Below are 25627 nucleotides of genomic sequence, written 5' to 3'. Positions count from 1 at the left end.
ATATCGACTAGCTGTTTATCGTAAACGAACTGATTAGCGCTGAAGCGGCAGGCAAGCGAGAGCCATGGAGAATCACGCCAGCGGATCGACGCCTTTCATCGTCAACGACTGTGCCTTGTTGGCCATCGCGACGGGTAGGCGCGCACAGAATCTTAAGGAACTGCGCGATCAGCTCCTAGTCATTCATCCGGGCAGCATTTACTTCCACTTCTGGGGCAATCTGCTCCATCCTCGCTTCGGCGAGCCCGAATACAGCAACGACTTCGCCGCCTGGTCCAGGCACGCCTTGCACGACAAGGTGCTCGCCGAGCGCCTGAGCGTGGTCGATCCCAACAGCTACAACACGCTGGACGAATTGCGCCAGGAATTGATCGAGATCATCGAGCAGCGGCTCGATGAACGGGAGGTCTTGGCGTGGGCTCAACCGGACCAGCAGTTTGAGTTCATCCGAGCACTGACCGTCGTTTTCCGTACCGACCTCCAATTTTTCACCCCGGAGGCGCTGGCTACCCGGGTCGGACAACTGTCGGTAAGCAGCATCTTCTATCACTTCATCGATGCCAGACGGCGTAACGAAAACCGCCTGGACGACTTTCGGAATTGGCTCGAGTCTTTCGGGGAGCGCTACGAAAGCCTCTCCCACTCGTTGGCGAAAATCGATCCCTACTTTACGACGCTAGCCAGCCTCCGCGAGGAGTTGGCACACGTTTTTTCGAGTTACCTGTGCGAGGTGGACGGTGGCTAACCTGTTGGAGTCCTATGCCGAGGTCGTCGGCCAGGACGTCATCGATCAGTTGCATCAGCTCGCGGGAACCTTGAGGGACAAACGGGTAGTCCATGTCAACTCGACCCGTTTTGGCGGCGGTGTGGCCGAAATTCTCGAGAAGCATGTGCCGCTAATGCGCGAACTCGGCATCGAAACCCACTGGGAAGTGATCACCGGCGATGCGCTGTTCTATCAATGCACCAAGAATTTCCACAACGGGCTTCAGGGCAAGATGGTGACCATGCCCAACGACTGGCTGCGGAACTTCGAAGAAACCAACGCCTTCAACGCCGAACAGCTGCGCCCGATCTTGAGCGATGCCGACATCGTTTTCATTCACGATCCGCAGCCTTCGCCGCTCCTCAGATACATTCCGGAACGCAAGGGCAAATGGATTTGGCGCTGCCATATCGATATTCACCGGCCCAACCGGATGATCTGGCGCTATCTCCGCGGTTTCGTCGCCGGCTACGACGCCAGCGTTTTTTCACTCGCCTCATTCGCGCAACCTTTGCCCCACCCTCAGTATTTGATTCCGCCCAGCATTGATCCGTTGAGCGACAAGAATGTCGATTTATCCAATGACAAAATCGACACCGTTTGTGCACTTTTCGGGCTCGACCGGTCGCGACCGATCATCGTGCAGATTTCGCGCTTCGACCAATTCAAGGACCCCTTGGGCGTGATCGAGGCTTATCGAATCGCTAAGCACTTTCTCCCCGATATTCAATTGGTTCTTGCCGGAGGCTCCGCTGCCGACGATCCCGAGGGGGACGCGGTTTTGGCCGAAGCGCGTCAAGCGGCAGAAGGCGATCCCGACGTTCACATCCTGCTTCTTCCGCCCGATGCGCACCGAACGATTAATGCCTTACAGCGGGCCGCCGACCTGGTGGTGCAGAAATCCTTGCGTGAGGGTTTCGGCCTGACCGTGACCGAAGCCCTTTGGAAGGGCAAGCCGGTCATAGGGGGAGACACCGGCGGTATCCGGCTGCAGGTCATCGATCATCACACCGGTTTCTTGGTCAACACGCCGGAGGGCGCGGCACTCCGTATCCGCTACCTGCTCCACGACCGGCGCAAGATCGAGAAAATGGGCCGTAAAGCCCATCAGTTCGTACGCGAGAATTTCCTGATCACCCGCCATCTTCGGGAATATCTGACGCTCATGGTGAGTTTGCTGTATACCGCGGGGGAACGCATCGAACTTGCGGGCGGCATTCGGGTCAGGGGCCAGTAGGTATCAGTGCGCGTTCGACGGATCGAAAAAATTCGGAATGGAAAGTCACCTTCCGAGGTGCTTGGCATACCCCACAGCCACACCAAGCACCGCGCTGTCAGAAGCCGACCGTGGATCACACAGGCTGGAATGGGCCGTGGGTTTCCTCAGCACCGGCTAAGCGTCTCCAGCACGCCGTCGCCTCAAACGGATCCGAGATGGAAACACACAGCGAAACGATGATTCGAAAACACTCGATGCCATTTGGCACAGACATTACGGAGGATGGCGTACGGTTCAGACTCTGGGCGCCGCAAAACAGAAGCGTTGACCTCGTTCTCGAAACGGACGAAGGCGGAAAGCACTTGGCTATGCAGCGCTGTCCCAACGGCTGGTTCGAACTCACGACGCCGGAAGCCTCGGTCGGCAACCATTACCGCTTTAGGCTGGACCAGGAACTCACCGTTCCCGATCCTGCCTCGCGCTTCAACCCGCGGGACGTGCACGGCCCCAGCCAGGTGATCGACCCGGCTGGTTTCTGCTGGACTGACGAGAACTGGACCGGCCGGCCCTGGAACGAAGCCGTGATCTACGAGTTGCACATCGGCACTTTCACGCCGGCGGGCCGTTTTCGGGCCGTGTGCGACAAGCTGGACTATCTGGCCTCGCTCGGAATCACAGCGATTGAGCTGATGCCGGTAGCGGATTTCCCCGGCCGTTGGAACTGGGGTTACGACGGAGTGCTGCTTTTCGCCCCCGATTCCAGCTACGGAACGCCGGACGAGCTCAAGGAACTGGTCCAAGCAGCCCATCATAGAAACCTCATGGTATTCCTCGACGTCGTCTACAACCACTTCGGTCCGGAAGGCAATTACCTGCATGTATACGGGAAGCCGTTCTTCAGCGACCGGCACCACACGCCCTGGGGCAACGCGATCAACTTCGACGGCGAAAACAGCCGTACGGTTCGCGAGTTCTTCATTCACAACGCCCTGTACTGGCTGGAAGAGTATCACCTGGACGGACTGCGGCTGGACGCCGTTCACACCATCCTGGACGATTCGCGTCCCGATATTCTCGAGGAGTTGGCGGAGCGGGTGCGGGCTGGTCCCGGAGCCCATCGGCACATTCATTTGATGCTCGAAAACGATGACAACGCGGCGCGCTATCTCGTGCGGGAAGCCAACGGGTCGCCTCGGCACTACAACGCGCAATGGAACGACGACGTGCACCACGCGCTGCACCTTGTACTGACGGGCGAAACCGATGGCTATTACGCCGATTATGCTGATGCTCCTCTGAAATACTTGGGCCGCGCGCTGAGCGAAGGCTTTGCCTACCAAGGCGAGCCTTCCCTCTATCGCCATGGTCGGCGGCGCGGAGAAATCAGCCGCGACCTTCCGCCCACCGCCTTCGTCTCTTTCCTACAAAACCACGACCAGGTCGGCAACCGCGCTTTCGGCGAGCGGCTGTGCGACCTCGCCGAACCCCGCCCGCTCCGGGCCGCGTTAACGATCTTGTTGTTGGCACCCTGCCCTCCTCTGCTGTTCATGGGCGAGGAATTCGCCTGTCCGTCGCCGTTCCGGTATTTCTGTGATTTCGGGCCGGAACTAGCGGAGGCCGTAACCGAAGGACGGCGCAACGAATTTGCCCGCTTCGAGCGATTCGCCGATCCCGAATCTCGTCGTCGGATTCCCGACCCTTCAGATCCCTCGACTTTTTTCAGCTCGAAACTGGACTGGGCCGCGTTGGACAGGCAAGACCACCAGGAATGGCATGCTTTCTACCGATCGCTATTGGCCGTACGGCGGGAGCAAATCGTTCCGCTTCTTAGGAAAATACGCCCGGGCCGTTCGCGTTTTGAGCTTCCGGACAAACGAGGGCTCGCGGTCGTCTGGCTACTGGATGACGATAGCCTTCTGATCCTGTGGACCAATCTTGGCGGCGAACCGCTGTCGCATCCGAATATTCCTTCTGTCCCGCCGCTGGCCGTCAGCGATCCGGACGTCGCCGCAGCATTGACATTGGGCCGGATCCCTCCCTGGTCTACGGCTTGGTTCCTAATCCCCGCGGAAAACATGCACGGTCCAACAACGGGTTCGCGGAAAACGGACTCTGTACACTCTCCCTCATCTGATCTTTCGGGCCACCTTCTCCAAAAAGGAGAAGGACATTCGCAGGTCATGAGGTAAGACCGATGCCCGCCGTCAAGGCGATCGACCAACTCTGCAATCTTTGCGGCATCGAGACGGAGTTTGTCGATGCACGCGGCGAAACGGTACGCGTTTCCACCGATACCAAACGGGAGCTCCTCGCGACCATGGGCATCGATGCCTGCGACGATGCACGCATACCGGCTATCATGGCCGAGCTGGAGCACAGAGATTGGCTACGAATACTGCCGCCGGTCAAAGTCGTTCGGGAGGGCGAGGATGCCCGCGTCGTCGCTTGCACCGTGCCCCGTCAGTTCGATCATGTGCTGATGGCGTGGTCTCTGGAGCTGGATAACGGAGAGCGATGGGAGGGGAGTTTCTGCCCAGCCGAACTGCCCTTGCTCGGCGAATCGACGTTTCTGGATCAATGCTACCGGCGTTACGCGTTTACCCTGCCGACTTGCCCACCATTGGGGTATCACCACCTTACGGTAGAGTATCCTGAGAAAGCGCTCAAAGGTAGCACGTGCCTGATCGTGACACCGGAGCGCTGCTATCTCCCGCCGGTCCTAAACGAGAAACACAAGCGCTGGGGATTGTCGCTGTCTCTTCACGCCGTACGCTCGCAGCGCAACTGGGGTATAGGCGATTTCACCGATCTCAAGGGCGTGGTCGATTATGTCGCCGAATACGAGGCGGCGATGATTCGAATAAGCCCTCTCAAGGCCCTGAACCTCTCGAGACCGGACATTTGCAATCCGAATGAACCGTCCAATCGGCTCTTTTACAACGTGCTCCACCTCGACATTGAGGCGATTCCCGATTTCAACGAGTCCGAGGCCGCACAGAAATCGGTCGCGGACCTGGAGTTCCAGGCGCGGCTGCGCGCCTTGCGCGCCCAGGAGCTTATCGACTACGCGGAAGTGGCGGCGGTTAAGCTCGGCATTCTCGAATCGGTCTTCGCTCATTTCCGGGATAAGCACTTGCGAAAGCCGTCCAAACGCGGCAAGGCCTTTCGAGCCTATCAAGCGGCATGCGGGTCGGCGCTCCATTACCAATCGCTGTTCGATGCACTCAGCGAACACTTTTCCCACGAGGGCTTCGGGTATTCCAAGTGGACCGACTGGCCGCTACCGTTCCGGGACCCCTCCTCGTCCGAGGTAAAACGCTTCGCAGCAGAAAATGCAAACCGCCTCGACTTTTATGGCTATCTCTACTGGCAGGCGGAACAGCAGATGCAGTCGATCAAGGACCGCGCGGCGGAGTTGAACCTTGAAATCGGCTTGTGCCAGGAGTTCGTATTCAATAGTGCCTGCGACGGTGCCGAGGTCTGGTCACAGCAATCGCTCTGCGCAACCGCCATCCGACTCGGTGCCCCGCCGACAGAAACTTGCCCGCACGGTGAAATTTCCACCCTTGCGCCATTTTTACCAGCAGCTTTGAAAGAGGCCGCGTACCGGCCGTTCACGGCCGGCCTACGACAAACCATGCGGCAAAGTGACGCCTTGCTGGTGCGTAAGGTATCCGATCTGGCGCGACAGTATTGGATTCCGCCCGGTGGGGATTCGGAGGATGGCAGCTATGTCGCCTTTCCCTTCGAGGATCTGCTGGGCATTCTCGCCTTGGAAAGTCACCGAAATCGATGCCTAGTCCTGGCGAGCGAGGTGCAAGACGCCCCGGCAGATATCACGGAGCGACTAAAACAAGTAGGCGTCTTACCGTGCGAATCGCTGTTTGCCCATTGGAAAACCGAAAAACCTCTGCGTCCTGGAGAATTCGCAGCCGGGGCGGCGGTCACCACGGCCGGGATCGATGAACCGCCGCTACGAGGCTTCTGGCTCGGACGCGATTTGGACGAACGCAAGGCGCTCGGGCTGTTCGCCTCCGAGGACGACCGTCAAGAGGCCGTCGTGGCGCGGGCTGTTGCTCGTGCCCGCCTGCTTGTCACTTTGGAACAGGAAGGCTTGTTGCCGCAGGACAGCACGATTCATCCGATTTCCGTGCCCGACATGACGGCCGACCTCGTGTGTGCGGTCTATCTCATGTTATCGCGGACTCCGGCCGAAATTGTGTTGTTGCGCTTGGATGACGCTCTCGGACAGGTGGACCAATTGTTCCTTCCAGGCGCGCCCGACGACTTCCCGAACTGGCGGCGAAAGCTGCCACTGGAATTCGAACAATGGCGCAAGGACGATACTGTCACGGCTCTGCTTCAGGTCATGGCGGAAAACCTCGGCGGGCGTCCGAAAACCCAGATCAAGAGCAAACCGGCAAGCGCCCGCGGGGTCAGCTTTTCGATCCCACGGGCGACTTATCGGCTGCAGTTCAACCGCGATTTCACCTTTCGGCAAGCAACCGAAATTCTGCCTTATCTTCAGGACCTCGGAATCAGTCATTGTTACGCGTCGCCGTATCTGAAAGCACGACCGGGCAGCACTCACGGCTACGATATCGTGGATCACGGCGAGCTGAACCCCGAAATCGGCAGCCGCGAAGACTTCGACCGATTCGTGGCCGAGCTCGCCCGGCGCGGCATGGGGCAGATCCTGGACCTGGTGCCGAATCATATGGGGGTCATGGGCAGCGACAACGTTTGGTGGCTGGACGTGCTCGAAAACGGGCCGGCCTCCAATTATGCCGATTTTTTCGATATCGACTGGTCGCCGGTCAAAGACTACTTGCGAGGCAAAGTGCTCCTCCCGACCCTGGGCTCGCCGTACGGAACCGCCCTGGAAAGCGGCGAACTGGAACTGGTTTTCGATTCTGAAGAGGGTTCCTTTTCGGTCTACTACGGCCCCCACCGTTTCCCCATCGATCCGAAGGAATACCCGCGCATACTAGGCTACCGGCTGGATCAGCTAAAAACGACGCTGAACACCGATGACGCGCATCTGGCCGAGTTCCAAAGTCTGATCACGGCCTTCGGCCATCTACCGGGCCGCTGGCAAACCAGCAAAGAAAAACGCAACGAGCGCAACCGAGACAAGGAAATCCATAAACAACATCTGGCCCAACTGTGCGCTGCCAGCCGGGACATCTCGCAGTTCATCGCCAAGAACGTCAGCGAGTTCAACGGCGCTCCCGGAGTTCCCGCGAGCTTCGATCGCCTGCACGATCTCCTTGAGCACCAGGCTTACCGGCTAGCCTATTGGCGGGTCGCAGCCGACGAAATCAATTATCGGCGGTTTTTCGATACGAACGATTTAGCTGCTTTGTCCATTGAAAACGAGGATGTGTTCGAGGCGACCCATGGATTCGTGCTGAACCTTATCGCCCAGGGAAAGCTGCAGGGGCTCAGGATCGATCATCCGGATGGACTCTACGATCCAGGCGCTTACTGCCAGACGCTGCAAGAACGGATACTGGCACTACCCCGTTCCGAGCCTTACGAAACCGAAGGCCAAGCCACTGCTTCCGAGGCTCAGGCTTTCTACATCGTCGTCGAAAAAATCCTCGCCCTGAATGAGCGCCTGCCTAGTCAATGGCCAGTTCATGGCACAACCGGCTACGACTTCGCCAATCTCGTTAACGGCCTTTTCATCTGGCCCGGCGCCGAACAACCGCTGGATGCTTTTTACCGCTCGTTCTGCAGTTTTCCCGTCGATTTCGACGAGTTGCTTTATCAATCGAAGCGCTTGATTCTGAGGGTCGCGCTGTCCAGCGAACTCACGGTGCTCGCTAACCGGCTGAGCCGAATCGCCGAGAGCGATCGCCGCACCCGTGACTACAGCTTGAATAGCCTGCGCGATGCCTTGCGGGAAATCATCGCCTGTTTCCCGGTCTACCGGACCTATGTCAGCAGCCGGGGCGTATCGGAAACCGACCGAAACTACATCGAACTCGCTGTCGAACGGGCGAAAAAACGCAGCCTGGTAGGAGACCTTACGATCTTCGACTTCGTCCGTGATGTGCTCCTGACCCACCTAGCGGAAGGCAAGAGCGACCGCTATCGGGAGCAAATCGTCTCGTTCGCCATGAAATTTCAGCAGCTGACCGGACCGGCCATGGCGAAAGGCATGGAAGATACGGCGTTTTATCGTTACAACCGCTTCGTTTCGCTGAACGAAGTCGGCGGCGATCCCACCCGCTTCGGCTTTTCCATCGCCGAATTCCACCGTTTCAATGAAGAGCGCGGGCAACTCTGGCCGCATTCCCTGCTGAGCACCTCGACCCACGATACCAAGCGCTCGGAAGATGTAAGGGCGCGCATCAACACATTATCGGAGCTGCCCGACGAATGGATGGCTCGCGTACGCAACTGGAGCGAATTCAACCGAAAGAAAAAAAGTATCGTTGAAGGTGACCCGGCCCCGTCGAGAAACGACGAATACCTGATCTACCAAACCTTGGTGGGAACCTGGCCGTTGGAACCGTTGACCCCAGAGCGTGCCGAAGATTACACGCAGCGGCTGGAAGCCTATATGGTCAAGGCCATGCGCGAGGCCAAGCTGTTCACCAGTTGGCTCAATCCCAACCTACCCTATGAACGGGCGGTCTCCGATTTTTTGCGTAAACTCGTCATCCCCGGAACTCGGGACGAGTTCATCCGTGATTTCCTCGATTTTCTATCGGGAATCATCCGAGCGGGTTTGCACAATAGCCTAGCCCAAGTGCTGCTCAAACTCACGGCTCCCGGCGTGCCGGATATTTATCAGGGAAACGAGATCTGGGACTTCAGCCTGGTCGACCCGGACAACCGGCGCCAGGTGGATTATGAGCTCCGACAGCGATTGTTGAACGAGATCAAGACATGGGATGAACTGAGCGCAGCGGAGCTCGCGCCGAAACTTCGCGAATTGCTGAACGACATGAGCGACGGACGCATCAAACTTTTTGTCACACGGGAAACCCTGCGCGTCAGACAGCGGGACCCTGACTTGTTCCGCCGCGGTGGTTACGAGCCGCTGGAAGCCGAAGGGGAAAAAGCCGAACACCTGTGTGCGTTTCTCCGCCGTTTCGGCTCGCGCACCGTGCTAGTGGCGGTGCCCCGCTGGATATTGCGCCTCGGCAAAGGCGTCGCACCGAGACTCGGCGACAGCGCGGTGTGGAATGACACCCGACTGACGCTACCCTCCGCCGTCGCCGGCACTTACGTGCATGCCTACACTCGGGAGCAGATAACCTTGAGCGGCACCGCCCCGCTGACGGCAGCAGAGCTTTTTTCGTACTTTCCGCTAGCCTTGCTGGTCAAGGTGGATTGATTGGCCGTTCTTCCGGGAACCGGGAAAGATAGCAAGAGTAGGATTTTCCTTCATGCAGCAGGAGTTCGTCATGCGCTCATTCGGATCCGAGACCGCCAAACGTGCTTGCACAAGATGGCTTCCGACCTCGTCGGCAGTCCTGCTGACCGTTACGCTCGCGGCGTTCTCCGGCTGCACGGGACGAACGGTCGAGTTGCCACCGCTTACCCAACACGAGACACAGATTCACTATCCGGGCCGCATTATCTGGCACGATCTCCTGACCGACGATTTATCCGGCGCGAAACGCTTTTACGGAAACCTGTTCGGCTGGCAGTTCACGGATTTCGACTCGGCCGATTTCGTTTATACGATTGCCTGGAATCACGGACATCCGATCGCCGGCTTCGTGGAAAAGGATGACGAACAGCCGCGCCCGGCAAGCCAATGGTTCAGCCTGCTTTCGGTCGAAGATGTCGATCGCGCCGTACGCCAGACCGAACGCTATGGCGGAAGCGTGCCGCTGAAGCCAATCACCGCACCGGAACGGGGCCGTTTCGCCATCATTCGGGACCCCGGCGGTGCCTTGCTGACCGTCATCCGCACCCGCTGGGGCGATCCCGACATCGGTGCCCCCGAAGAAAACGACTGGTTCTGGAACGAATTGTGGACCGAGAAAGTCGACGAAGCGGCACTGTTCTACCGCGAATTGGTGGGCTTTCAGGCGCGCTCCTTGGCGAACGAAAGCGGCACACAGCCGTACCTGATATTCCAGCACAACGGCATTCCGGCAGCCGGGGCCGCGAGACTACCTATGGCCGATGGAGGACCGGCTTGGCTGCCTTACGTCCGCGTCTCAGATCTCGACGGAACTGTTTCCCGCGCGGAAAGTCTTGGAGGTAGGATACTCATTGCTCCGAACCCGAATATCCGCTCAGGAACGGTCGCCGTGATAGCCGATCCTTCGGGCGCTATATTCGGCATTCAGCAGATACCGGCTTCGCGATGAAACAGGAGGTCTTTTCATGAAAGTATCGAAAAAGGCGATCATCCTGATCATCGGGTTAACTACCGTCGCCCCATTGTTCAGTGCATGCAGCAGCGTGCGGCCATATGCCGGGATCGGCATCTCCGGCCCCGGAGTGCGATACGGTCCGGTCAACGTACGTACTGGCGTAAGCATCGGGTTTCCGTTGCGATAAGCCCGTTCGTCAAACACCTGTCAGGAGACCTTATTGTGCGCCAAGACGGGTAAAGCCCTCTTCGAGTCCCCTTGCCCCCCTACCGGACGGAGAGGAAGCGCTCGCGGCTTTGCTTTCTTGACGATCTGTAACATCACCAGAACCTGCCTCAGGGAAATCGACCGATGAGCAAGATAGGACATCTTTCGGCCCGCCCCGAACGGATACGGACCAAAGCAGCGAAACCGGCGCCGACTGGCCTGCAGCCACTCGAGCTAGAATCCGGATGCAACGGTCATCTCTACGTTCCTGAAAATTATCGGGAAGAGCGGGCTCTCCCTCTGGTGCTGCTTTTTCACGGAGCCGGCGGCAACTCCCGACACGGCTTAGCGCCCCTCCTGAATTTAGCCGACCCCTGTGGTTTGATCCTTGCGGCCCCCGCATCGAACGAATTCACCTGGGACGTGATTATCCAAGACTACGGCATCGACGTCGGCCAGGTCGACCGCATCCTGAATCACGTGTTCGCCCACTACGCGATCGATACATCCCGCATCGCGATCGGAGGTTTTTCGGACGGCGCATCCTATGCGCTCTCCCTGGGAATCATGAACGGTGACCTGTTCAGCCATATCCTCGCGTTCTCGCCAGGTTTCATGATCTCTACGGTGCAGCGTGGAAACCCGCGGGTGTTCATTTCCCACGGCACTGAGGACACCGTCTTGCCGATCGATCAATGTAGCCGCCGCATTGTGCCGAAGCTAAAACGTGCCGGCTATGACGTCTCTTACCAGGAGTTCGAAGGCGGCCATGTCGTTCCTTCGGAGATCGCACGACAGGCAACCCGCTGGTTCGCGGGAAAAAGCGGTCTCCATTGAGGGGAAACTGGTTCGCCACCCAAAACGGAAATTGAAGACTGCTCCCGAACTACTCGATGTAACGCACACAAAACTGTCCGTACGGCGAGCGGCCGTTGAAATATTCCAAAAAGCCACTGCAGCTACCTACCGTCCAGCCAGCCGACCGCTCTTCACGCTGGAGCTCACATCGCTCAAACCGAAGCGTATCGCGGGCACGGTAGAAACGTAAGATTCAAGAAAAACGCTCGCCCTTCTGACCGGCGGGCTGGGCAGTGAACGGACCCGTGGAAAAAATCCTGAAGTCTATTCATTGGGATCTTGGTTCGCAGGCGAGTTGCGGACACGGCCAGAAGCTCTACCGTCCCAGCATAGATTACCTCCGCCTAGCCGTTGGCCCACGCCCGTCGCCAGCTCCGAATCCCTTGAAAATCTTGGGCAAAACCCCACTTTTTGTATAGGCGGCAAGACGGTGAACCACTTAAATGGAGGTATGACAGATGTTCAATCGACTCACCCCGTTCGAAAGCAGCCTATTTGACGAATTCAAACGCCTCGAACAAGAAATCGACGATCTGTTCGCCCGCTGGCCATGGCCGATCGGTATCAGGTCGGCTGCCAGAGGTGCTTTTCCTCCCGTGAACATAGGCGCTACCTCCGACGAGGTGGATGCCTACCTGTTTGTTCCGGGTATCGATCCCAAGACGCTGGACATCTCGCTTCAGCAAAACGTATTGTCCGTATCCGGCGAACGCAAATTGCCGCGGGACGAGAAAGCCAACTATTACCGCCAGGAGCGCTTCAGCGGCACCTTCCGGCGCGCGGTCACACTACCGGAAGACGTTGACCCGGATCGAGTCGAAGCCCGTTGCGAAAACGGTATTCTGCATATCAAGGTAAAGCGGCGCGAGGCCACCAAACCTCGCCAGATCGAAGTGAAGTGAGGTGTGTAAACGGAGGGAGGTATCATGACTCAGACACAAGATGTTGCGATTAGGCCGGCCGCCGAGGTACAACGAGCCGAACATCAGGTCGTGCTAACCCCGCCGGTCGACATCTACGAAGACGCGGACGGGATCACGCTAATCGCGGACATACCGGGAGTTTCGAAAGACCGACTCAATATAGAAGTCGACAAACGCACCCTGCTGATCGAGGGCGATGCGCATCTCGAAATGCCCGAGGGCATCCAGGCGCTCTACGCGGACATCCGTTCGACGCGATACCGCCGAAGTTTCTCGCTGAGCCCGGAACTGGAACCAAACAACATCGACGCTTCGCTCAAAGACGGCGTGCTCACGCTGAGAATTCCGAAGCGGGCTGAATTGCGTCCCCGCAAGATCGAGGTACGTGTGGATTAACCGGAGCGAATCGTTTAAACCCCCACGGGCAGGCCCGGGCACTGGCGTACCGGGCCTTGTCGCATCCGCCATCCTGATTCGAGCCGGCAGATGTAAAATGGGTAATGAACGACGCGAATGAACTTAAGATGTTTTTCACAACCGGACATTAAGGCAGATAGAATTGACTTCGAATCCCTCCGATAAACAAAAGCCGGCCGCCCGTAAGCAGCCGGTTGTTGCCGACGATTCCCGCTTGCAGGAAGGCGTCCTTGTTCTTTGGAACGATGACAAAGGCTTTGGGTTCGTTCGTCCTGCCACTGGCGGCGACGATTATTTCGTCCACATCAGCGCGATCGAGTCAGGCACAGTCCGGCGCCCCCAAGTCGGCGATATCCTGTTGTACAACGTTGCAACCGATACGCCGGGGAAAAGACGCCTTTCGTATGCCGCGATCAAAGGCGTCGATGTCGCGGTGAGAAAACCGACCGACGGCATTCTCGCCACGCCTCGTTCGCCGTTCCTTTGGGCTTTGATCGGAGCGCCCATTCTCCTGTCGTGCTATCTGATGTGGCGGACACACAACCCGATTCCGTTCTTTTCCTACGTTTTTTTGAGCGTTCTGACCATCATGCTGTATGGTTTGGACAAGAAACACGCTATAACCGGCCAATGGCGTGTACCCGAGTTTTCCATGCACATGGTCGAGCTCATGGGCGGATGGCCGGGAGCGGTTCTTGCCCGGCACGATTTCCGCCATAAGATACGGAAAACCCGCTACCGCAGAATATTGTGGGCCATCATCGCGTGCCACGCTTTAGCGTGGACGGCGTTTCTCGTTTTCGATCTTCGGGGAGGCTGATCCCGGAAAAGTTCGGTCTGCACCGGGTAAACCTTGATCACTGGTTGTCCGACCCACGGACCTGACCTCGCCGGTGGCACCGCCTCCCGTAAATCCTTCATAGATAGGCAGGTGGATCACAAATTCGCTACCTTTGCCTGGACCTTCGCTGCGCGCGTCGACTCGTCCTCCGTGCAACTCCACCACCTTTTGGACAATGGTCAGACCAATACCGAGACCGCCCTGCGAGCGGTCGATCGTACGCTCCGCTTGCGTGAACAGATCAAATAGCTTGGGCAACAGGTGATCCGGTATGCCTTCGCCGGTATCGTGCACACGGATGACCGCCTGGCCGAATTCGCGTGTAACCGTCAACCCGATCTTGCCGCCTACAGGGGTGTATTTGGCCGCGTTATTCAGTAGGTTCGAGACAGCCTGCGCCAAACGGACCGGATCGCCGTAAACCTGTATCGTTTCTTCGGGAAAGGACACCGTAAGTTCGTGGTGACGGGCATCGATGAGTGGTTTGCTGGCCTCGAGGGCCTGTTCGGCGACGGCAGCCAGCGCGACAGCGCTCTTGTGCAGCGTAATCTTGCCCCGGACAATGCGGGAAACATCCAGCAAATCGTCCACCAGGCGGTTAAGATGGGCAACTTGACGATCGACGACATCTCGCACCCAAGCCAAATTGGGATCGGTCACAGCGATCTTGCGCATAACATGAACCGCGTTGCGAATCGGAGCCAAAGGATTTCTGAGCTCATGGCCCAACATGGCCAGAAACTCGTCCTTACGGTGATCGGCATCGCGAAGACTGTCTTCCACCCGTTTGCGTTCCTGAATTTCCAATTCAAGCTGGCGGTTAAGCTGCGTCAACTCCCGGGTACGCTGCGCCACTCGTTCTTCCAGGTTCGCGTTCAATTGCCGGATTTTCTCTTCGGCCGCTTTGCGATCCTGTATCTCCTTCAACAATCGGCGGTTGGTCTCCTCCAGTTCCTCCTGGCTAGGCATTGCGAGAGCCTGCGGGATCAGTGGCCATACCGCGAAGGCCGCGACGATCGAAATCACAGCAGTGAATAACTTGACGAAGCCCTGGACTTCATAACTTGGGTGCCAAATCGTCCATGCACCCAGCAGGTGCGTGGTACCGCAGGCGAGAATAAACGCGCCGAAAAGCAAAAAAACATACCGAAAGCGAAAGTTTCGACGGCGCAGAGCGAAGTAGATTAGGGCACCGGGAATAGAGTAGTAGGCCAATGCCGTCATCACATCCGAAATGACGTGCAGGTACAGCAAAAAAGGACGCCAAAGCAGGCAGTATCCGTGCGGCATGAGACCGTCAGTCGTAGCAAATGTGCGCATACTTTCCCACATGATTTATATGTCTCCGACTGTAGTCACGCCGCTATCTCATTCCACCGGAAGCCTAAAGATCCGTCGAGAGTCCGGAGGCTGATGTGCCGACAGACATGGGCTCGGGGGAAGCTTGAATCGAACTGCCCGCGCGCGCATCTCCGGCCGATCGACACACGGGATTGCTGCGAGACCAGGGCCGAGCCGCCCGATATAGACACGTACCGGAAAGGAGGACAATCATCGCGCGTTTATAGATACTGAAACGGCGTTTAAGTTCCCAGGCCACTCTTATTTCGCGGCTGCCCGGAAACTCGTCGCCGTCACGACCGATACGCCTTATGGTGAGAAAACGCGAAGTTATCTGTCAAGTCCCGCAAGATCGTAAACCTTCTTTCGAAAAAGATGAGGATGGGACAGTTGCCAGTTTTTGAGAGCCTGGATCGGGGTGAGATGGCCTAAGGCCTTTTGGGGAATGTGATGATTGTACAGCTCGACATAGCGGTGCAGGGTGGTGTCCAGATCGGCGGTTGAATCGAAGTGATGGGTTTGCAACACCTCCTCGATGCGGCCATTGAAGCGTTCCACCAGGCCATTCGTTTGGGGCCGGCCCGGCGGAATCAGGCGATGTTCGATGCCTTGTTCAGTACAGAGGCGGTCAAACTCATGCGTCCCCGAGGGCTGCCGAGTTCGGGTCAGGAAACGGTCGGTAAACTCCGAGCCGTTGTCGGTCAGGCATTTCTGGATGCGGAAAGGCGCGGCCTGAATCACCGCTTTGAGGAAGTCCTTTGCGCTTAAGGCGGTGCGGTTGGGCTTGAGGGCGACATAGACCCAGCGGGTGGCACGGTCAATGGCGACGAACAGGTATCGGCGGGGTTCGCCGTCGATGGCGGGCAAGTACTTAACATCCAGGTGAAGGAAGCCGGGCTCATAGGCCTTGAAGGGTTTGACCTTCGCCTTCTCTGTAGGCGGAAGCAGGGTCTTGAGGGACGCCACCCCGTGGCGGCGCAGGCAGCGGTCTAGCCCGGAACGGGACACGGCGGGATTGAGAAATTCCCGGGTCACGGCCAGGAGATCATCCAAGGGGAGGAGCAGAGCTTGGCGGAGGTAGACCACGATGGCTTCCTGGGCGGGCGTGAGCGTGGTTCTGAGGGTGTGGGGCCGATGCGAGGCATCTTCGACCGAGGAGCGGTGTTTCCACTTGCGGACGGTCGTTCGGCTAATGCCGTGCTTTTGGGCCAAGGCGCGCTCGCTCAACGTGGATGCTTGAATGGCCTGCCGAACGGCCGGGGTGGTACGGGCGTTCTTATGAAGACGAATCTGCATGGAGAGGAACCTCACTTGGACGGACCGAAGATCTCCTGGAGAAGGCTCCGGGCTTCAAACAGAGCATAACGCCTTCTCGGTAAATAATCACACGAGACGCGACAGTTTATCCTCGCTTGAAATCCCACAGTACAAGAAGCCAGGATAGTAGCAATCCTGTCGAAAACTTCCGGTTTTCGGGAACGTCGAATTCCAAAATAACTAATCGTCCCGAAAAGGTCCTGTGCTTTACACGTTGCGGTCTGTTCAGCCGTTGAAAATATCCCTTCAAAACGGATTGTAACGAGACTTATCCGTGGGTTTTTAGGTCACATAGAGTACAAGCCTGAATAGTTAGTAATTCTCGCGAAGCATAAGGTATATCGACTGAGACGTCCCGCGATAATAATTTGTCGCCCTCACGAGATTTGTAACTTTTATGAGATAAGTATATTCACGGAATTTACCATTTTATTGCGACAATTTAGCAAACCATCTATCTAATAGATTAAAACCTTATTTTTGTGCCTCACGTATACCGCGGAGCCAATAAAGGCGCCGGTGCGCGCCGGGGCTCATATCCCCGGAAGGCCGGTTCGACTCCGGCAAATCTTTCCGAATACGGAATAGCGGACGCTTCTATTTCTGATAAAACCATGCGTCTTTCGTCGACCATTAGTAATTGGGTACGCTAATACTTCAGTATCGCTCTCATTCGACTAATACGCCATACCGTCATTCTTGCGATTACGGTGTGTCAAGGGAAAAGCAATTCTTTCAAAACCCACGACAGCCGAACCCTATATCGCGGCGCTGAGCAACCGCCTGCGCCGACGCACAAGCTGAGGCCAAGTCCTTTCATTCGTTCGGCGAACCTCGAAACCGACCACCCGATGACCGGTCAAATCCGTGAACCTTCAACGAAACGGCGGCTCTTCAATCGGCGAGAATTTATGTCACGTACGAGCCTCGTTAAGACATATCAGGTAGCGCGGCGCGTGGTCATCGGCGTAGTCGGAACATCCATAGTGTTGATTGGCGTCGCTTTAATCGTATTGCCAGGCCCGGCCTTTCTGATGATTCCTTTAGGTCTAGCAATTCTCGGGATCGAGTTTGCCTGGGCACGGCATTGGTTACGCATCGTGAAACGAAGAGTTCAGAGCCTCAAGGACAGCGCCGAGGACATCAAACGAAAGGCGGGAAATCTTTTTGACAAGTAGTCCAGACGATATTGTGGCTAGAATAGAGGATGGCCGGTATCAGATAACGAATCTTTGATTGTGCTCCACCTGCGAGCCACCTCTGCGAAAATTCAAGTCCGAAACCGAATCGCAATATATTCGGGCTTCGCCACACACAATGAAGCATTGGAAAGAGCACGCTTTTCGGATTGAGAAACCCTCCAGGACGCAGAAATCGCGCAAAATGCACTGGTCGCGCTTTCGGAAGCGGGCCGTATTTTGCGACAGGCTGAAGGCGCCGACGACGAGAGCAAAACCACCCATCTCATCTACCTCTCCGAAGCGAAAGTAGAAAGCGCACGGGCCACGGCCGAAACGCGAAAAGCCGACACCGGGGAGCAGCACCTGCGCGATGAGCGCGAGAAATTGCGTTTGCGACAGCGGCTTCCGCGCTCAAGGCTCAACAGAGCAAGAGCGGTCTGTTGGTCACCTTGGGCAAGGTGTTGGTCGAGTATGATAACGCTAAGCTCAAACCCTGCGTTCGACCCGATCTTTTCCAAGTGGTGGAGACGCTCGAACAGCAACCGGATCGCAATGTACTGATAGAAGGGCATACGGATAGCCGAGTTCGGTATCCTACAACAGGGAACTGTCCCTGCGCCGAGCAAAAGTCGTGCAGAGTTTCTTGCGCAGAAACGGCATCAGTCCAGCAGAACGTATCGTGGCCCGCGAGTACGGAGAGGGCTCTCCGGTGGCTTCGAACAGCACCAGGGTCGGACGGCAAATCGGCGGGTGGAAGTTTACTTATCGGAGCCGGCGGCACCGGTCACCGAAAGGAATGGGTGACATTCACCGGAATCCGGATCGAGGAAAAACCGGATCATGGTACCGAAATCCATTCATCGCGGGGCCGGAAAAAGGCAGCAGGCAATCGCGATCTACATCGTATGGGTCGGCCGTTGCGATTCAAGGCTGCCGGCGAGGTAGTTTTCTATTCGGGCACGGGTAGACCCGCCGTCCTCTTCGCTGAATTGCACACCGATACCAGCAGCGCGAGATCCTTCCGCGCCCATAGGTGTGATCCAGATGATCTTTCCGGCGACCGGAATACGTTCCGATTCATCCATGAGGTTCAGCAGCATGAACACTTCTTCGCCCAGGCTATAAACCCGGTTGGTGGGAATGAACAGTCCACCGTTCTTGACGAACGGCATGTAAGCGGCATAGAGAACGTTCTTGTCCCGGATGGTCAAAGACAGAATTCCTTGGCGTAATTTGTTCTCGCTAGCACTCATGACAGGGCCTAATCCACATGCGGCGAGCACGCGAGCCGTGCCCAATGGATCAACAGTTCTTCCAAAAGCAATTGGCGGTTGAGTTGACCGTTCAATGCCCGTTTCGCTTGTAACAACGCGTCGAGAAACTCGAACAGGCTCTTCAAGTGTAGTCGAGAACCCAAAGCCCGCAAATCATCGCGTAAATCCGGGTTATCCAAGTCGGGATAGTCCGGTAGGCTGCGAAGACGGATCAAATCCATCACCCAGGAAATCATCCAATCGACCAACTCCTCAAACGGCAGCGCCGACCACCTCTCCGCGAGCGACACCGGCTCCCGATGCCGAAGCACCACGTCGCGGTACTCCGAAAATACCGCGCTCCGTCGTTCCACGACATCCGAGTCGGCGAGCGCCAAAGCCTTCAACGGAGCATATCTCGCGGCTGCCAACAAGATCGCCGTCGAATCGCCGGTTCCTTGCTGTTCCAGCCATCGCGCGGCGACTGCATGGTCCGGAAGCGCGATCGGAAGACGCTGGCAGCGGCTGAAGATGGTAGCCGGCAGAGCCGAGGGGTTGTCGGTCAGCAACAACATAACGGTATTCTCGCCCGGTTCTTCCAAGGTTTTCAGGAGAGCGTTGGCTGCACTGATGTTCAACTGATGTGCCTCGCAGAATACAACGACACGGTAGCCGCCATACTGCGCCTTGAGGGAAAGGTTCGCGATCAAGTGCCGTACTGCGTCCACGGCGATCGGCTTTCCTCGTTCCGCGGGCTCTAACTTCAGGAAATCCGGGTGGGTTCCGGCGAGAAACAAGCGGCATCCGGCACAATCGCCACATGCGAAGTCGCTTGGGTTCCTGCACAGCAGTTTCTGGGCGAAAGTCTCCGCCAAACGGGTCTTTCCGATCCCGTCAACGCCATGAATCAACAAGGCCTGCGGCAGTCTCCGAGCAGTCAAATAAGCGTTCAGTCTTTGCCAAGGCTCATCGAGCCAGGGAAAGAGAATGTTGCCCGAATCCGTTCCCATCAGCGTTGACGCAAAGAATCCAGATGCTCGGCGATGTCCGCTTGCACCTCGGCGAGCGGCCGGGTTGCATCGAGTAGCTTGATACGATGAGGCCACCGTTGGGCTAATTCGCGATAGGTTTCCCGGACCCGGGACAAGAACGCGGGCCGCTCGCTTTCGAAGCGGTCGAGCCCTCCCCTGTCACGCGCCCGTCTAAGGCCGATTTCAACCGGAGCGTCAAACAAAAAGGTGAGATCCGGTTCCAGACCTTTCTGTAGCCAGTCTTCGAGAAAGCGTATGACCCCGGTATCGATACCGCGGCCGCCGCCCTGGTAAGCGTAGCTAGCGTCGGTGAACCGATCAGAAACAACCCAGAGTCCTTCGGCCAGAGCGGGCTTGATGACCTCTTCGAGGTGTTGTGCGCGGGCAGCGAACATCAACAACAGCTCAGTCTGGGCCACCATACCTTGCGACTCGATAATCAGCCGGCGTATGGCTTCGCCGATAGGCGTCCCGCCCGGTTCTCGGGTAACCAGAAACCTGATGCCGTGACTTTGTAAATAATCCCGGATGAACTCCAGATTAGTGGTTTTGCCCACACCCTCCCCGCCTTCGAGCGTGACGAACTTCCCCCTAATCATGCCGGCGCTTTTGGAATTGTTCGACCGCACGCTGATGGTCTTCGAGAGTGTTCGTAAAGACATGAGTACCGTCGCCGCGTGCGACAAAATAAAGACTTTCTCCCGCGGCTGGGTGCAAAGCCGCGTGGATCGAATCGCGCCCCGGCATGGCGATGGGCGTCGGCGGCAACCCGACACGGACATAGGTGTTGTAAGGCGTGTCTTTCAGCAGATCCTCTTTGCGGATATTCCCGGAAAAATCATCCCCCAAACCGTAAATGATCGTCGGATCCGTTTGTAGCAACATGCCCTTGGCCAGACGTCGGGTAACCACGCCGGCGATGAGGGGTCGCTCTTCTGGGCGCGCGGTTTCCTTCTCCACGATAGACGCCACGATCAATGACTCGTAGGGCGTGGCATAGGTGGTCCTTTCGTCTCGATTCGCCCACTCTTCTTCAAGCACAGCCTGCATCTTCCGATAGGCTCGCCTGAGAACCTCGATATCCGTGGTTCCCTTGGTCACGAAATAAGTGTCCGGATAGAAACGACCTTCCGGATGCTCATCCGGCGCCCCGACCATTCGCATGATCTCCTCGGGAGACTTACCCCTCGCAAGCTTTGTTAGGGGAGGACTTTGGTCCAGCATGGCGAGAACCTGGCGGAATGTCCATCCCTCCACAAGAGTAATTGGGTGCTGACGAACCTTGCCGGCGACGAACATCGCCAACAATTGCCGAAGCGTCGTTCCCGGCGGAATCTCGTACTCGCCGAATTTCAATTGCCTGGCCGACCCGTCGATACACGCCCTGAGTGTGAACCAAATCCGATTGCCTATGATTCCCTGTCGTTCAAGCTCGGTGCTTATGCGCGCCAGGCCATCCCCTTTGGCAATCTCGAAATAGACTGGACGATCGAGTACCAACGGCCTGTCCAGCGCTGCTCGATAATCCATCCATAACCATCCGATCAGGAAGCTAGCGGCGATGACGATAGTCCCGATCAGCCATTGAACGCCGCGACCTGCTCGTTTTCCGCCTTCGTCCTTAGCCATCGATCAATCTCTTGTGTAATCGGTCCCACGCCATACGTTCGATGCCCGAAACGTCTGACGGGCCATGTTTCAATCACGCAATTTGTCAAAAATACCTCATCGGCGGCGAAAAGTTCCTCGAGGGTAATACGCGATTCTGCGACAGCCATACCATGCTGGAGGGCTGTCTCGATCGTTATACTCCGCATGACTCCGGCAACGCCGCAACGGTCGATTTTCGGCGTATACAGCGTGCCATTCTTAATTAGAAAAAGGTTGCTCATCGTGCCCTCAACGACATAGCCCTCAGTATCCAGCATGATGCCTTCTCGAATCGCATCGTCGGTCCATTCAGCGCGGGCGAGGATTTGCTCTAAGCGATTCATGTGTTTGATGCCGGCCAGACGAGGGTTGATGCCCAGGCGATTTTCGCAGAGCCGAACCTCGATGCCGATTTCCCGTAACTCGGATGGATAATCGGGCGGTGGGTGTATGCTCAGGACTCGAGTCACCCGTTGCGGCTCGGGCAACCGGTAACCGCGCCCTCCGATACCACGGGTGATTTGTATCTTCAGCACTCCGTCCGGATGTGCCGCGCAAAGCGTCCGCACATCGGGTTCTAGATGTTCGACTCCGGGAAAAGGGATGAGGAGTTGCCGGCAGTCTCGTTCCAAACGAGCAAGGTGCAAAGGCCAAAATAACGGTACCCCCTCGCGGATGGTGATCGTGGTGAATGTCCCATCGCCGTACTGAAATCCGCGGTCTACAGCATCCACGCAGCGCATCGGCTGGCCGTCAATCAAAACTTCATACGCACCGGAGCCGCTCATCGTCTTATCGGCGAATCTAAAATGCTTCGTCGTCCTAAGATAACAAAAAGCACGCTTAACGCGTGCTTTTAAAGATGAACCAACCCCATTTCCAACGGCAACCGCTGGCGTGAGTCGGATTCGTCCAGAGAATCAGCTAAATTTCCTGAAAATCAAAGTGCCGTTCGTTCCGCCGAAGCCAAAAGAGTTCGACATGACGATGTTCAACTTCGCTTCACGAGCCGTGTGTGGAACATAATCGAGATCGCATTCCGGATCTGGGTTGTCCAGGTTGATCGTCGGCGGGATGACCTGATCTCTCAGCGCGAGAACCGAGAAGATCGCCTCGATGCCGCCGGCGGCACCCAGCATATGGCCGGTCATGGACTTGGTCGAGCTTATCGGGGTACGGTAGGCGTGATCACCGAGTACGGATTTGACTGCTCTGGTTTCTGCAATATCGCCGGCCGGCGTCGAAGTTCCGTGAGCGTTGATGTAATCGACCTGATCGGCGTTGATAGCGGCATCTCTCAATGCATTGCGCATGCAGCGGGCAGCTCCTTCGCCGCTTTCCGGCGGCTGAGTCATGTGATAGGCGTCGGCGCTCATGCCGTAACCGATCAGTTCCGCGTAAATTTTCGCCCCACGCTTTTTAGCGTGTTCCAATTCCTCCAACACCAAAACCCCGGCGCCATCGCTCAATACGAAGCCGTCGCGATCTCTGTCCCACGGACGACTGGCGCGGACCGGATCATCATTACGCCGGGACAAGGCACGCGCCGATGCGAATCCCCCCAATGAGGTCGGCGAGGTCGCCATTTCCGCACCACCGGCAATCATGACATCGGCATCGCCGTATTGGATTACTCGGGCAGCCTCTCCGATATTGTGGGTGCCCGTCGTACAAGCCGTAACAATGGCGAAATTCGGGCCTTTCAATCCGAATTTGATGGATACGTTGCCCGAAATCATGTTGATGATATTGCTGGGTACGAAAAACGGGGAAATCTTCCGCGGGCCACCTTTTAAATAGGCGCTATGCCCGTTCTCGATTCCCGTGATACCGCCGATACCGGCACCGACGGCAACGCCGATCCGTTCGGCATTTTCTTCCGTCACTTCCAATCCGGAATCTTCGAACGCTTCGCAGCTGGCCGCTAGCCCGTAATGAATGAAAACATCCATTTTCTTAGCTTCTTTTTCGGGAATGTATCGGGTGATATCAAATCCCCTAACGCTGCCGCCGAAGCGGGTCGAGAAATCCGAAACGTCAAAATGCTCGATAGGCGCGATACCGCTTTTGCCTTCAAGCACGCTTTTCCAGGAATCACTTACCGTTAACCCGACCGGCGACACTGCGCCCAAGCCGGTAACGACCACGCGCCTTTTACTCAACGTTATGCCTTAGAGGGGTTGGAAATTGACAAAAAACAATCCTGCCCCGCCAAGCCGAAAACCGTGCGGGGCGGCAGGACTAAATCAGATGTGGCTTTCGATGTAGTCTATTGCTTGCTGGACAGTCGTGATCTTTTCCGCGTCTTCGTCGGGAATCTCACATTCAAACTCTTCTTCCAGCGCCATCACCAGTTCGACCGTGTCTAAGGAATCGGCACCGAGATCGTCGACGAAAGAAGCTTCGTTGGAGACTTCTTCTTTCACGCCCAATTGCTCAGCCACGATCTTCTTAACACGCTCTGCTACATCACTCATCGTTTTATATCCTCAGCTGTTTTGTCTGGTTATAGTGAGTCGGGAAATTTTAATTTGAAACCCGGTGAATACAAGCCTTTTCGGGAAAAACACCGGGCAGCTTTACGCCATGTACATGCCACCGTTGACATGTATCGTTTCGCCAGTAATGTAGGCGGCATCCTCCGAGCAGAGGAAGGCTACCACACCCGCTATGTCGTCGGCGGCCCCTAACCTTCCCAACGGAATATTATCCAATAGTGCCTTGCGGCTTTCTTCAGGCAGAACACGCGTCATATCGGTATCGATAAACCCCGGGGCCACGGCGTTTACAGTGATATTCCTCGACCCGACTTCTCTCGCGAGCGACTTAGTGAACCCAATGATTCCGGCTTTGGCGGCCGCATAATTGGTCTGCCCGGCATTTCCCATTGCGCCGACCACGGACGTAATATTGATCATACGACCTTCCCTGGCTTTCATCATTCCGCGCAAAGCCGCTTTACACATGCGGTAAACGGAGGACAGGTTGGTCCGGATAATGTCTTCCCATTCCTCGTCTTTCATCCGCATCAGCAAGTTGTCCCTCGTAATCCCGGCGTTATTGACCAAGATGAGCGGTGCCCCGAACGCGTCGTTCACGGCTTCGAAAAACGGCTCGATTGAGCCAGCTGCCGAGACGTCCAACACCATGCCCTTGCCGCGGAATCCAGCCTCCGTCAGAGCCGCGGAGATAGCATCGGCACCAGACTCACTTGTCGCCGTGCCTACCACGGTATGGCCCTCCTTCGCCAAACGCAGCGCTATGGCACGTCCGATACCGCGACTGGCTCCGGTTACAATAGCGACTTTAGTCATCATTGAACAAGCTCCAACGCTTTAGACAAAGAATTTGGATCAAAAACCGCCTCGGTTCTAGACGTCGGGACAATCCGCTTGTTCAAGCCACTCAGCACTCGACCGGGACCGCATTCGACAAAACGCGTGACGCCCTGTTGTGACATGAATAGGATGGAATCGGCCCAACGAACAGGACTGTACAATTGCTTTTCTAGAACCACCCGGATGACTTCAGGTGCCGAATGGGACGCCACGTCCACGTTGTGCAGCACGGCGATTTCAGGGATAGTGACCGCGGTATCCGCAAGCATTGCCCTAAATTCCTCGGCGGCCCTTTCCATTAAGGGACAATGAGACGGCACGCTCACCGGTAAAAGGACGGCTCGCTTGGCCCCCTCTGCTTTCGCGAGTTCGATGGCCCGCGTCACCGCAGGCCGATGACCGGCGATCACGATTTGTCCAGGAGCGTTGAAATTGGCTGATGCGACAAGTTCCGTTCTGGTCGTTGCCCTGCGACATACGTCTACGACTTGATCATCGCTCAGCCCCAAAATAGCCGCCATCGCTCCGGTTTCGGGTGGAACCGCTTCCTGCATCAATCGGCCGCGCTCGGCCACAAGACGAACCGCATCCTCGAACGCCAAAGCGCCCGAACACACCAGAGCCGAGTATTCGCCCAAACTGTGACCCGCCATCCATGCTGGCTTAACGGGCGTGTGTTTGCACCATACCCGCCAAGCCGCAACATCGGCGGCTAACATGGCCGGCTGGGTAAACTGGGTAAGGTTGAGTCGGTCCTCGGGACCATTCTGCACCAAGTCCCAGAGATCGTAACCGAGTACTTCAGATGCGGTCTGAAAAGTGGACTCCACTTCGATCTGGGTCATAGCGAGTTCCGCCAACATCCCCACGGATTGAGAGCCTTGCCCAGGAAAAACGAATGCCAAGCCTTCGTCGACGCGATGTGTAGACATAAATTCCC

The 25627-nt window shown here is 56.8% G+C and carries 23 protein-coding genes and 1 pseudogene; 13 read left to right on the top strand and 11 right to left on the bottom strand.

Annotated elements, in window-relative coordinates:
* Positions 1-64: 64 nt before the first annotated feature.
* From QEN43_RS15870 to QEN43_RS15825, 10 genes are all read left to right on the top strand, one after another.
* Positions 65-745 carry a DUF5752 family protein gene (locus tag QEN43_RS15870; protein ID WP_026609320.1) on the top strand — a complete coding sequence of 227 codons (681 nt, stop codon included), beginning with the start codon at positions 65-67 and terminating at the stop codon, positions 743-745.
* Positions 738-2003 carry a glycosyltransferase gene (locus QEN43_RS15865; RefSeq protein ID WP_026609319.1) on the top strand — a complete coding sequence of 422 codons (1266 nt, stop codon included), beginning with the start codon at positions 738-740 and terminating at the stop codon, positions 2001-2003. The genes QEN43_RS15870 and QEN43_RS15865 overlap by 8 nt, the downstream gene beginning before the upstream one ends.
* A 236-nt stretch (positions 2004-2239) precedes the next feature.
* On the top strand, positions 2240-4174 hold the full coding sequence (gene treZ, locus QEN43_RS15860) for a malto-oligosyltrehalose trehalohydrolase (protein WP_202901081.1): 1935 nt from the start codon (positions 2240-2242) through the stop codon (positions 4172-4174).
* 5 nt (positions 4175-4179) lie between these two features.
* Positions 4180-9336: a malto-oligosyltrehalose synthase gene (treY, locus tag QEN43_RS15855; RefSeq protein ID WP_036267859.1), complete on the top strand. Its 5157-nt coding sequence runs from the start codon at positions 4180-4182 to the stop codon at positions 9334-9336.
* Positions 9337-9406: 70 nt separating this feature from the next.
* A complete protein-coding gene (locus tag QEN43_RS15850; RefSeq protein ID WP_162144262.1) occupies positions 9407-10324 on the top strand; it encodes a VOC family protein in 918 nt (305 codons plus the stop codon).
* Positions 10325-10340: 16 nt separating this feature from the next.
* Positions 10341-10517: a hypothetical protein gene (locus QEN43_RS15845; RefSeq protein ID WP_156912651.1), complete on the top strand. Its 177-nt coding sequence runs from the start codon at positions 10341-10343 to the stop codon at positions 10515-10517.
* Positions 10518-10681: 164 nt separating this feature from the next.
* A complete protein-coding gene (locus QEN43_RS15840; RefSeq protein WP_026609318.1) occupies positions 10682-11374 on the top strand; it encodes an alpha/beta hydrolase in 693 nt (230 codons plus the stop codon).
* 479 nt (positions 11375-11853) lie between these two features.
* Positions 11854-12297, top strand: coding sequence for an Hsp20/alpha crystallin family protein (locus tag QEN43_RS15835; protein WP_026609317.1), 444 nt, complete (start codon positions 11854-11856; stop codon positions 12295-12297).
* 24 nt (positions 12298-12321) lie between these two features.
* Positions 12322-12714: an Hsp20/alpha crystallin family protein gene (locus QEN43_RS15830; RefSeq protein WP_026609316.1), complete on the top strand. Its 393-nt coding sequence runs from the start codon at positions 12322-12324 to the stop codon at positions 12712-12714.
* A gap of 163 nt (positions 12715-12877) precedes the next feature.
* Positions 12878-13555 (top strand): DUF1294 domain-containing protein, encoded by a 678-nt coding sequence (locus QEN43_RS15825; RefSeq protein ID WP_235726519.1) that lies wholly within the window; start codon positions 12878-12880, stop codon positions 13553-13555.
* Here QEN43_RS15825 and QEN43_RS15820 read toward each other — a convergent pair.
* Together QEN43_RS15820 and QEN43_RS15815 are read right to left on the bottom strand one after the other, a co-directional pair.
* A complete protein-coding gene (locus tag QEN43_RS15820) occupies positions 13511-14896 on the bottom strand; it encodes an ATP-binding protein (RefSeq protein ID WP_317963394.1) in 1386 nt (461 codons plus the stop codon). The genes QEN43_RS15825 and QEN43_RS15820 overlap by 45 nt on opposite strands.
* A 351-nt stretch (positions 14897-15247) precedes the next feature.
* On the bottom strand, positions 15248-16213 hold the full coding sequence (locus QEN43_RS15815) for an IS481 family transposase (protein WP_317963393.1): 966 nt from the start codon (positions 16211-16213) through the stop codon (positions 15248-15250).
* Between the two features lie 932 nt (positions 16214-17145).
* Here QEN43_RS15815 and QEN43_RS15810 point away from each other — a divergent pair.
* The 3 genes and pseudogenes from QEN43_RS15810 to QEN43_RS21830 all read left to right on the top strand — a co-directional run.
* Complete coding sequence (locus QEN43_RS15810; protein WP_036268475.1) at positions 17146-17412, top strand: PGPGW domain-containing protein; 267 nt, start codon at positions 17146-17148, stop codon at positions 17410-17412.
* A 195-nt stretch (positions 17413-17607) separates the two neighbouring features.
* The gene (locus tag QEN43_RS21835) at positions 17608-17976 is read left to right on the top strand and encodes a DUF4398 domain-containing protein (RefSeq protein ID WP_162144295.1); all 369 of its coding nucleotides are present in this window, start codon (positions 17608-17610) and stop codon (positions 17974-17976) included.
* Positions 17977-18016: 40 nt separating this feature from the next.
* Positions 18017-18382: pseudogene (locus tag QEN43_RS21830) on the top strand (OmpA family protein); the annotation flags it as partial.
* Here QEN43_RS21830 and QEN43_RS15805 read toward each other — a convergent pair.
* From QEN43_RS15805 to fabD, 9 genes are all read right to left on the bottom strand, one after another.
* Positions 18312-18668, bottom strand: coding sequence for a PilZ domain-containing protein (locus QEN43_RS15805; protein WP_026609312.1), 357 nt, complete (start codon positions 18666-18668; stop codon positions 18312-18314). The pseudogene QEN43_RS21830 and the gene QEN43_RS15805 sit on opposite strands and share 71 nt — an antisense overlap.
* An 8-nt stretch (positions 18669-18676) precedes the next feature.
* Positions 18677-19678 (bottom strand): DNA polymerase III subunit delta', encoded by a 1002-nt coding sequence (locus QEN43_RS15800; RefSeq protein ID WP_026609311.1) that lies wholly within the window; start codon positions 19676-19678, stop codon positions 18677-18679.
* Positions 19678-20298, bottom strand: coding sequence for a dTMP kinase (tmk, locus tag QEN43_RS15795; RefSeq protein WP_026609310.1), 621 nt, complete (start codon positions 20296-20298; stop codon positions 19678-19680). The genes QEN43_RS15800 and tmk overlap by 1 nt, the downstream gene beginning before the upstream one ends.
* Entirely contained in the window at positions 20291-21328 is a 1038-nt protein-coding gene (mltG, locus tag QEN43_RS15790; RefSeq protein WP_317963392.1) for an endolytic transglycosylase MltG, read from the bottom strand. The genes tmk and mltG overlap by 8 nt, the downstream gene beginning before the upstream one ends.
* On the bottom strand, positions 21277-22137 hold the full coding sequence (gene pabC / locus QEN43_RS15785; RefSeq protein ID WP_036268473.1) for an aminodeoxychorismate lyase: 861 nt from the start codon (positions 22135-22137) through the stop codon (positions 21277-21279). The genes mltG and pabC overlap by 52 nt, the downstream gene beginning before the upstream one ends.
* A 132-nt stretch (positions 22138-22269) precedes the next feature.
* Complete coding sequence (gene fabF, locus QEN43_RS15780; protein ID WP_026609308.1) at positions 22270-23511, bottom strand: beta-ketoacyl-ACP synthase II; 1242 nt, start codon at positions 23509-23511, stop codon at positions 22270-22272.
* An 84-nt stretch (positions 23512-23595) separates the two neighbouring features.
* On the bottom strand, positions 23596-23826 hold the full coding sequence (gene acpP, locus QEN43_RS15775) for an acyl carrier protein (protein WP_026609307.1): 231 nt from the start codon (positions 23824-23826) through the stop codon (positions 23596-23598).
* A gap of 102 nt (positions 23827-23928) precedes the next feature.
* The gene (fabG, locus tag QEN43_RS15770; RefSeq protein ID WP_026609306.1) at positions 23929-24666 is read right to left on the bottom strand and encodes a 3-oxoacyl-ACP reductase FabG; all 738 of its coding nucleotides are present in this window, start codon (positions 24664-24666) and stop codon (positions 23929-23931) included.
* On the bottom strand, positions 24663-25619 hold the full coding sequence (gene fabD / locus QEN43_RS15765; RefSeq protein ID WP_026609305.1) for an ACP S-malonyltransferase: 957 nt from the start codon (positions 25617-25619) through the stop codon (positions 24663-24665). The genes fabG and fabD overlap by 4 nt, the downstream gene beginning before the upstream one ends.
* Positions 25620-25627: the final 8 nt, after the last annotated feature.

This window comes from Methylocaldum szegediense (genome assembly GCF_949769195.1).
GTDB classification, from domain to species: Bacteria; Pseudomonadota; Gammaproteobacteria; order Methylococcales; family Methylococcaceae; genus Methylocaldum; species Methylocaldum szegediense.
Note: the sequence above shows the minus strand (reverse complement) of the source record. Positions and strands in the feature narration are given on the sequence as shown.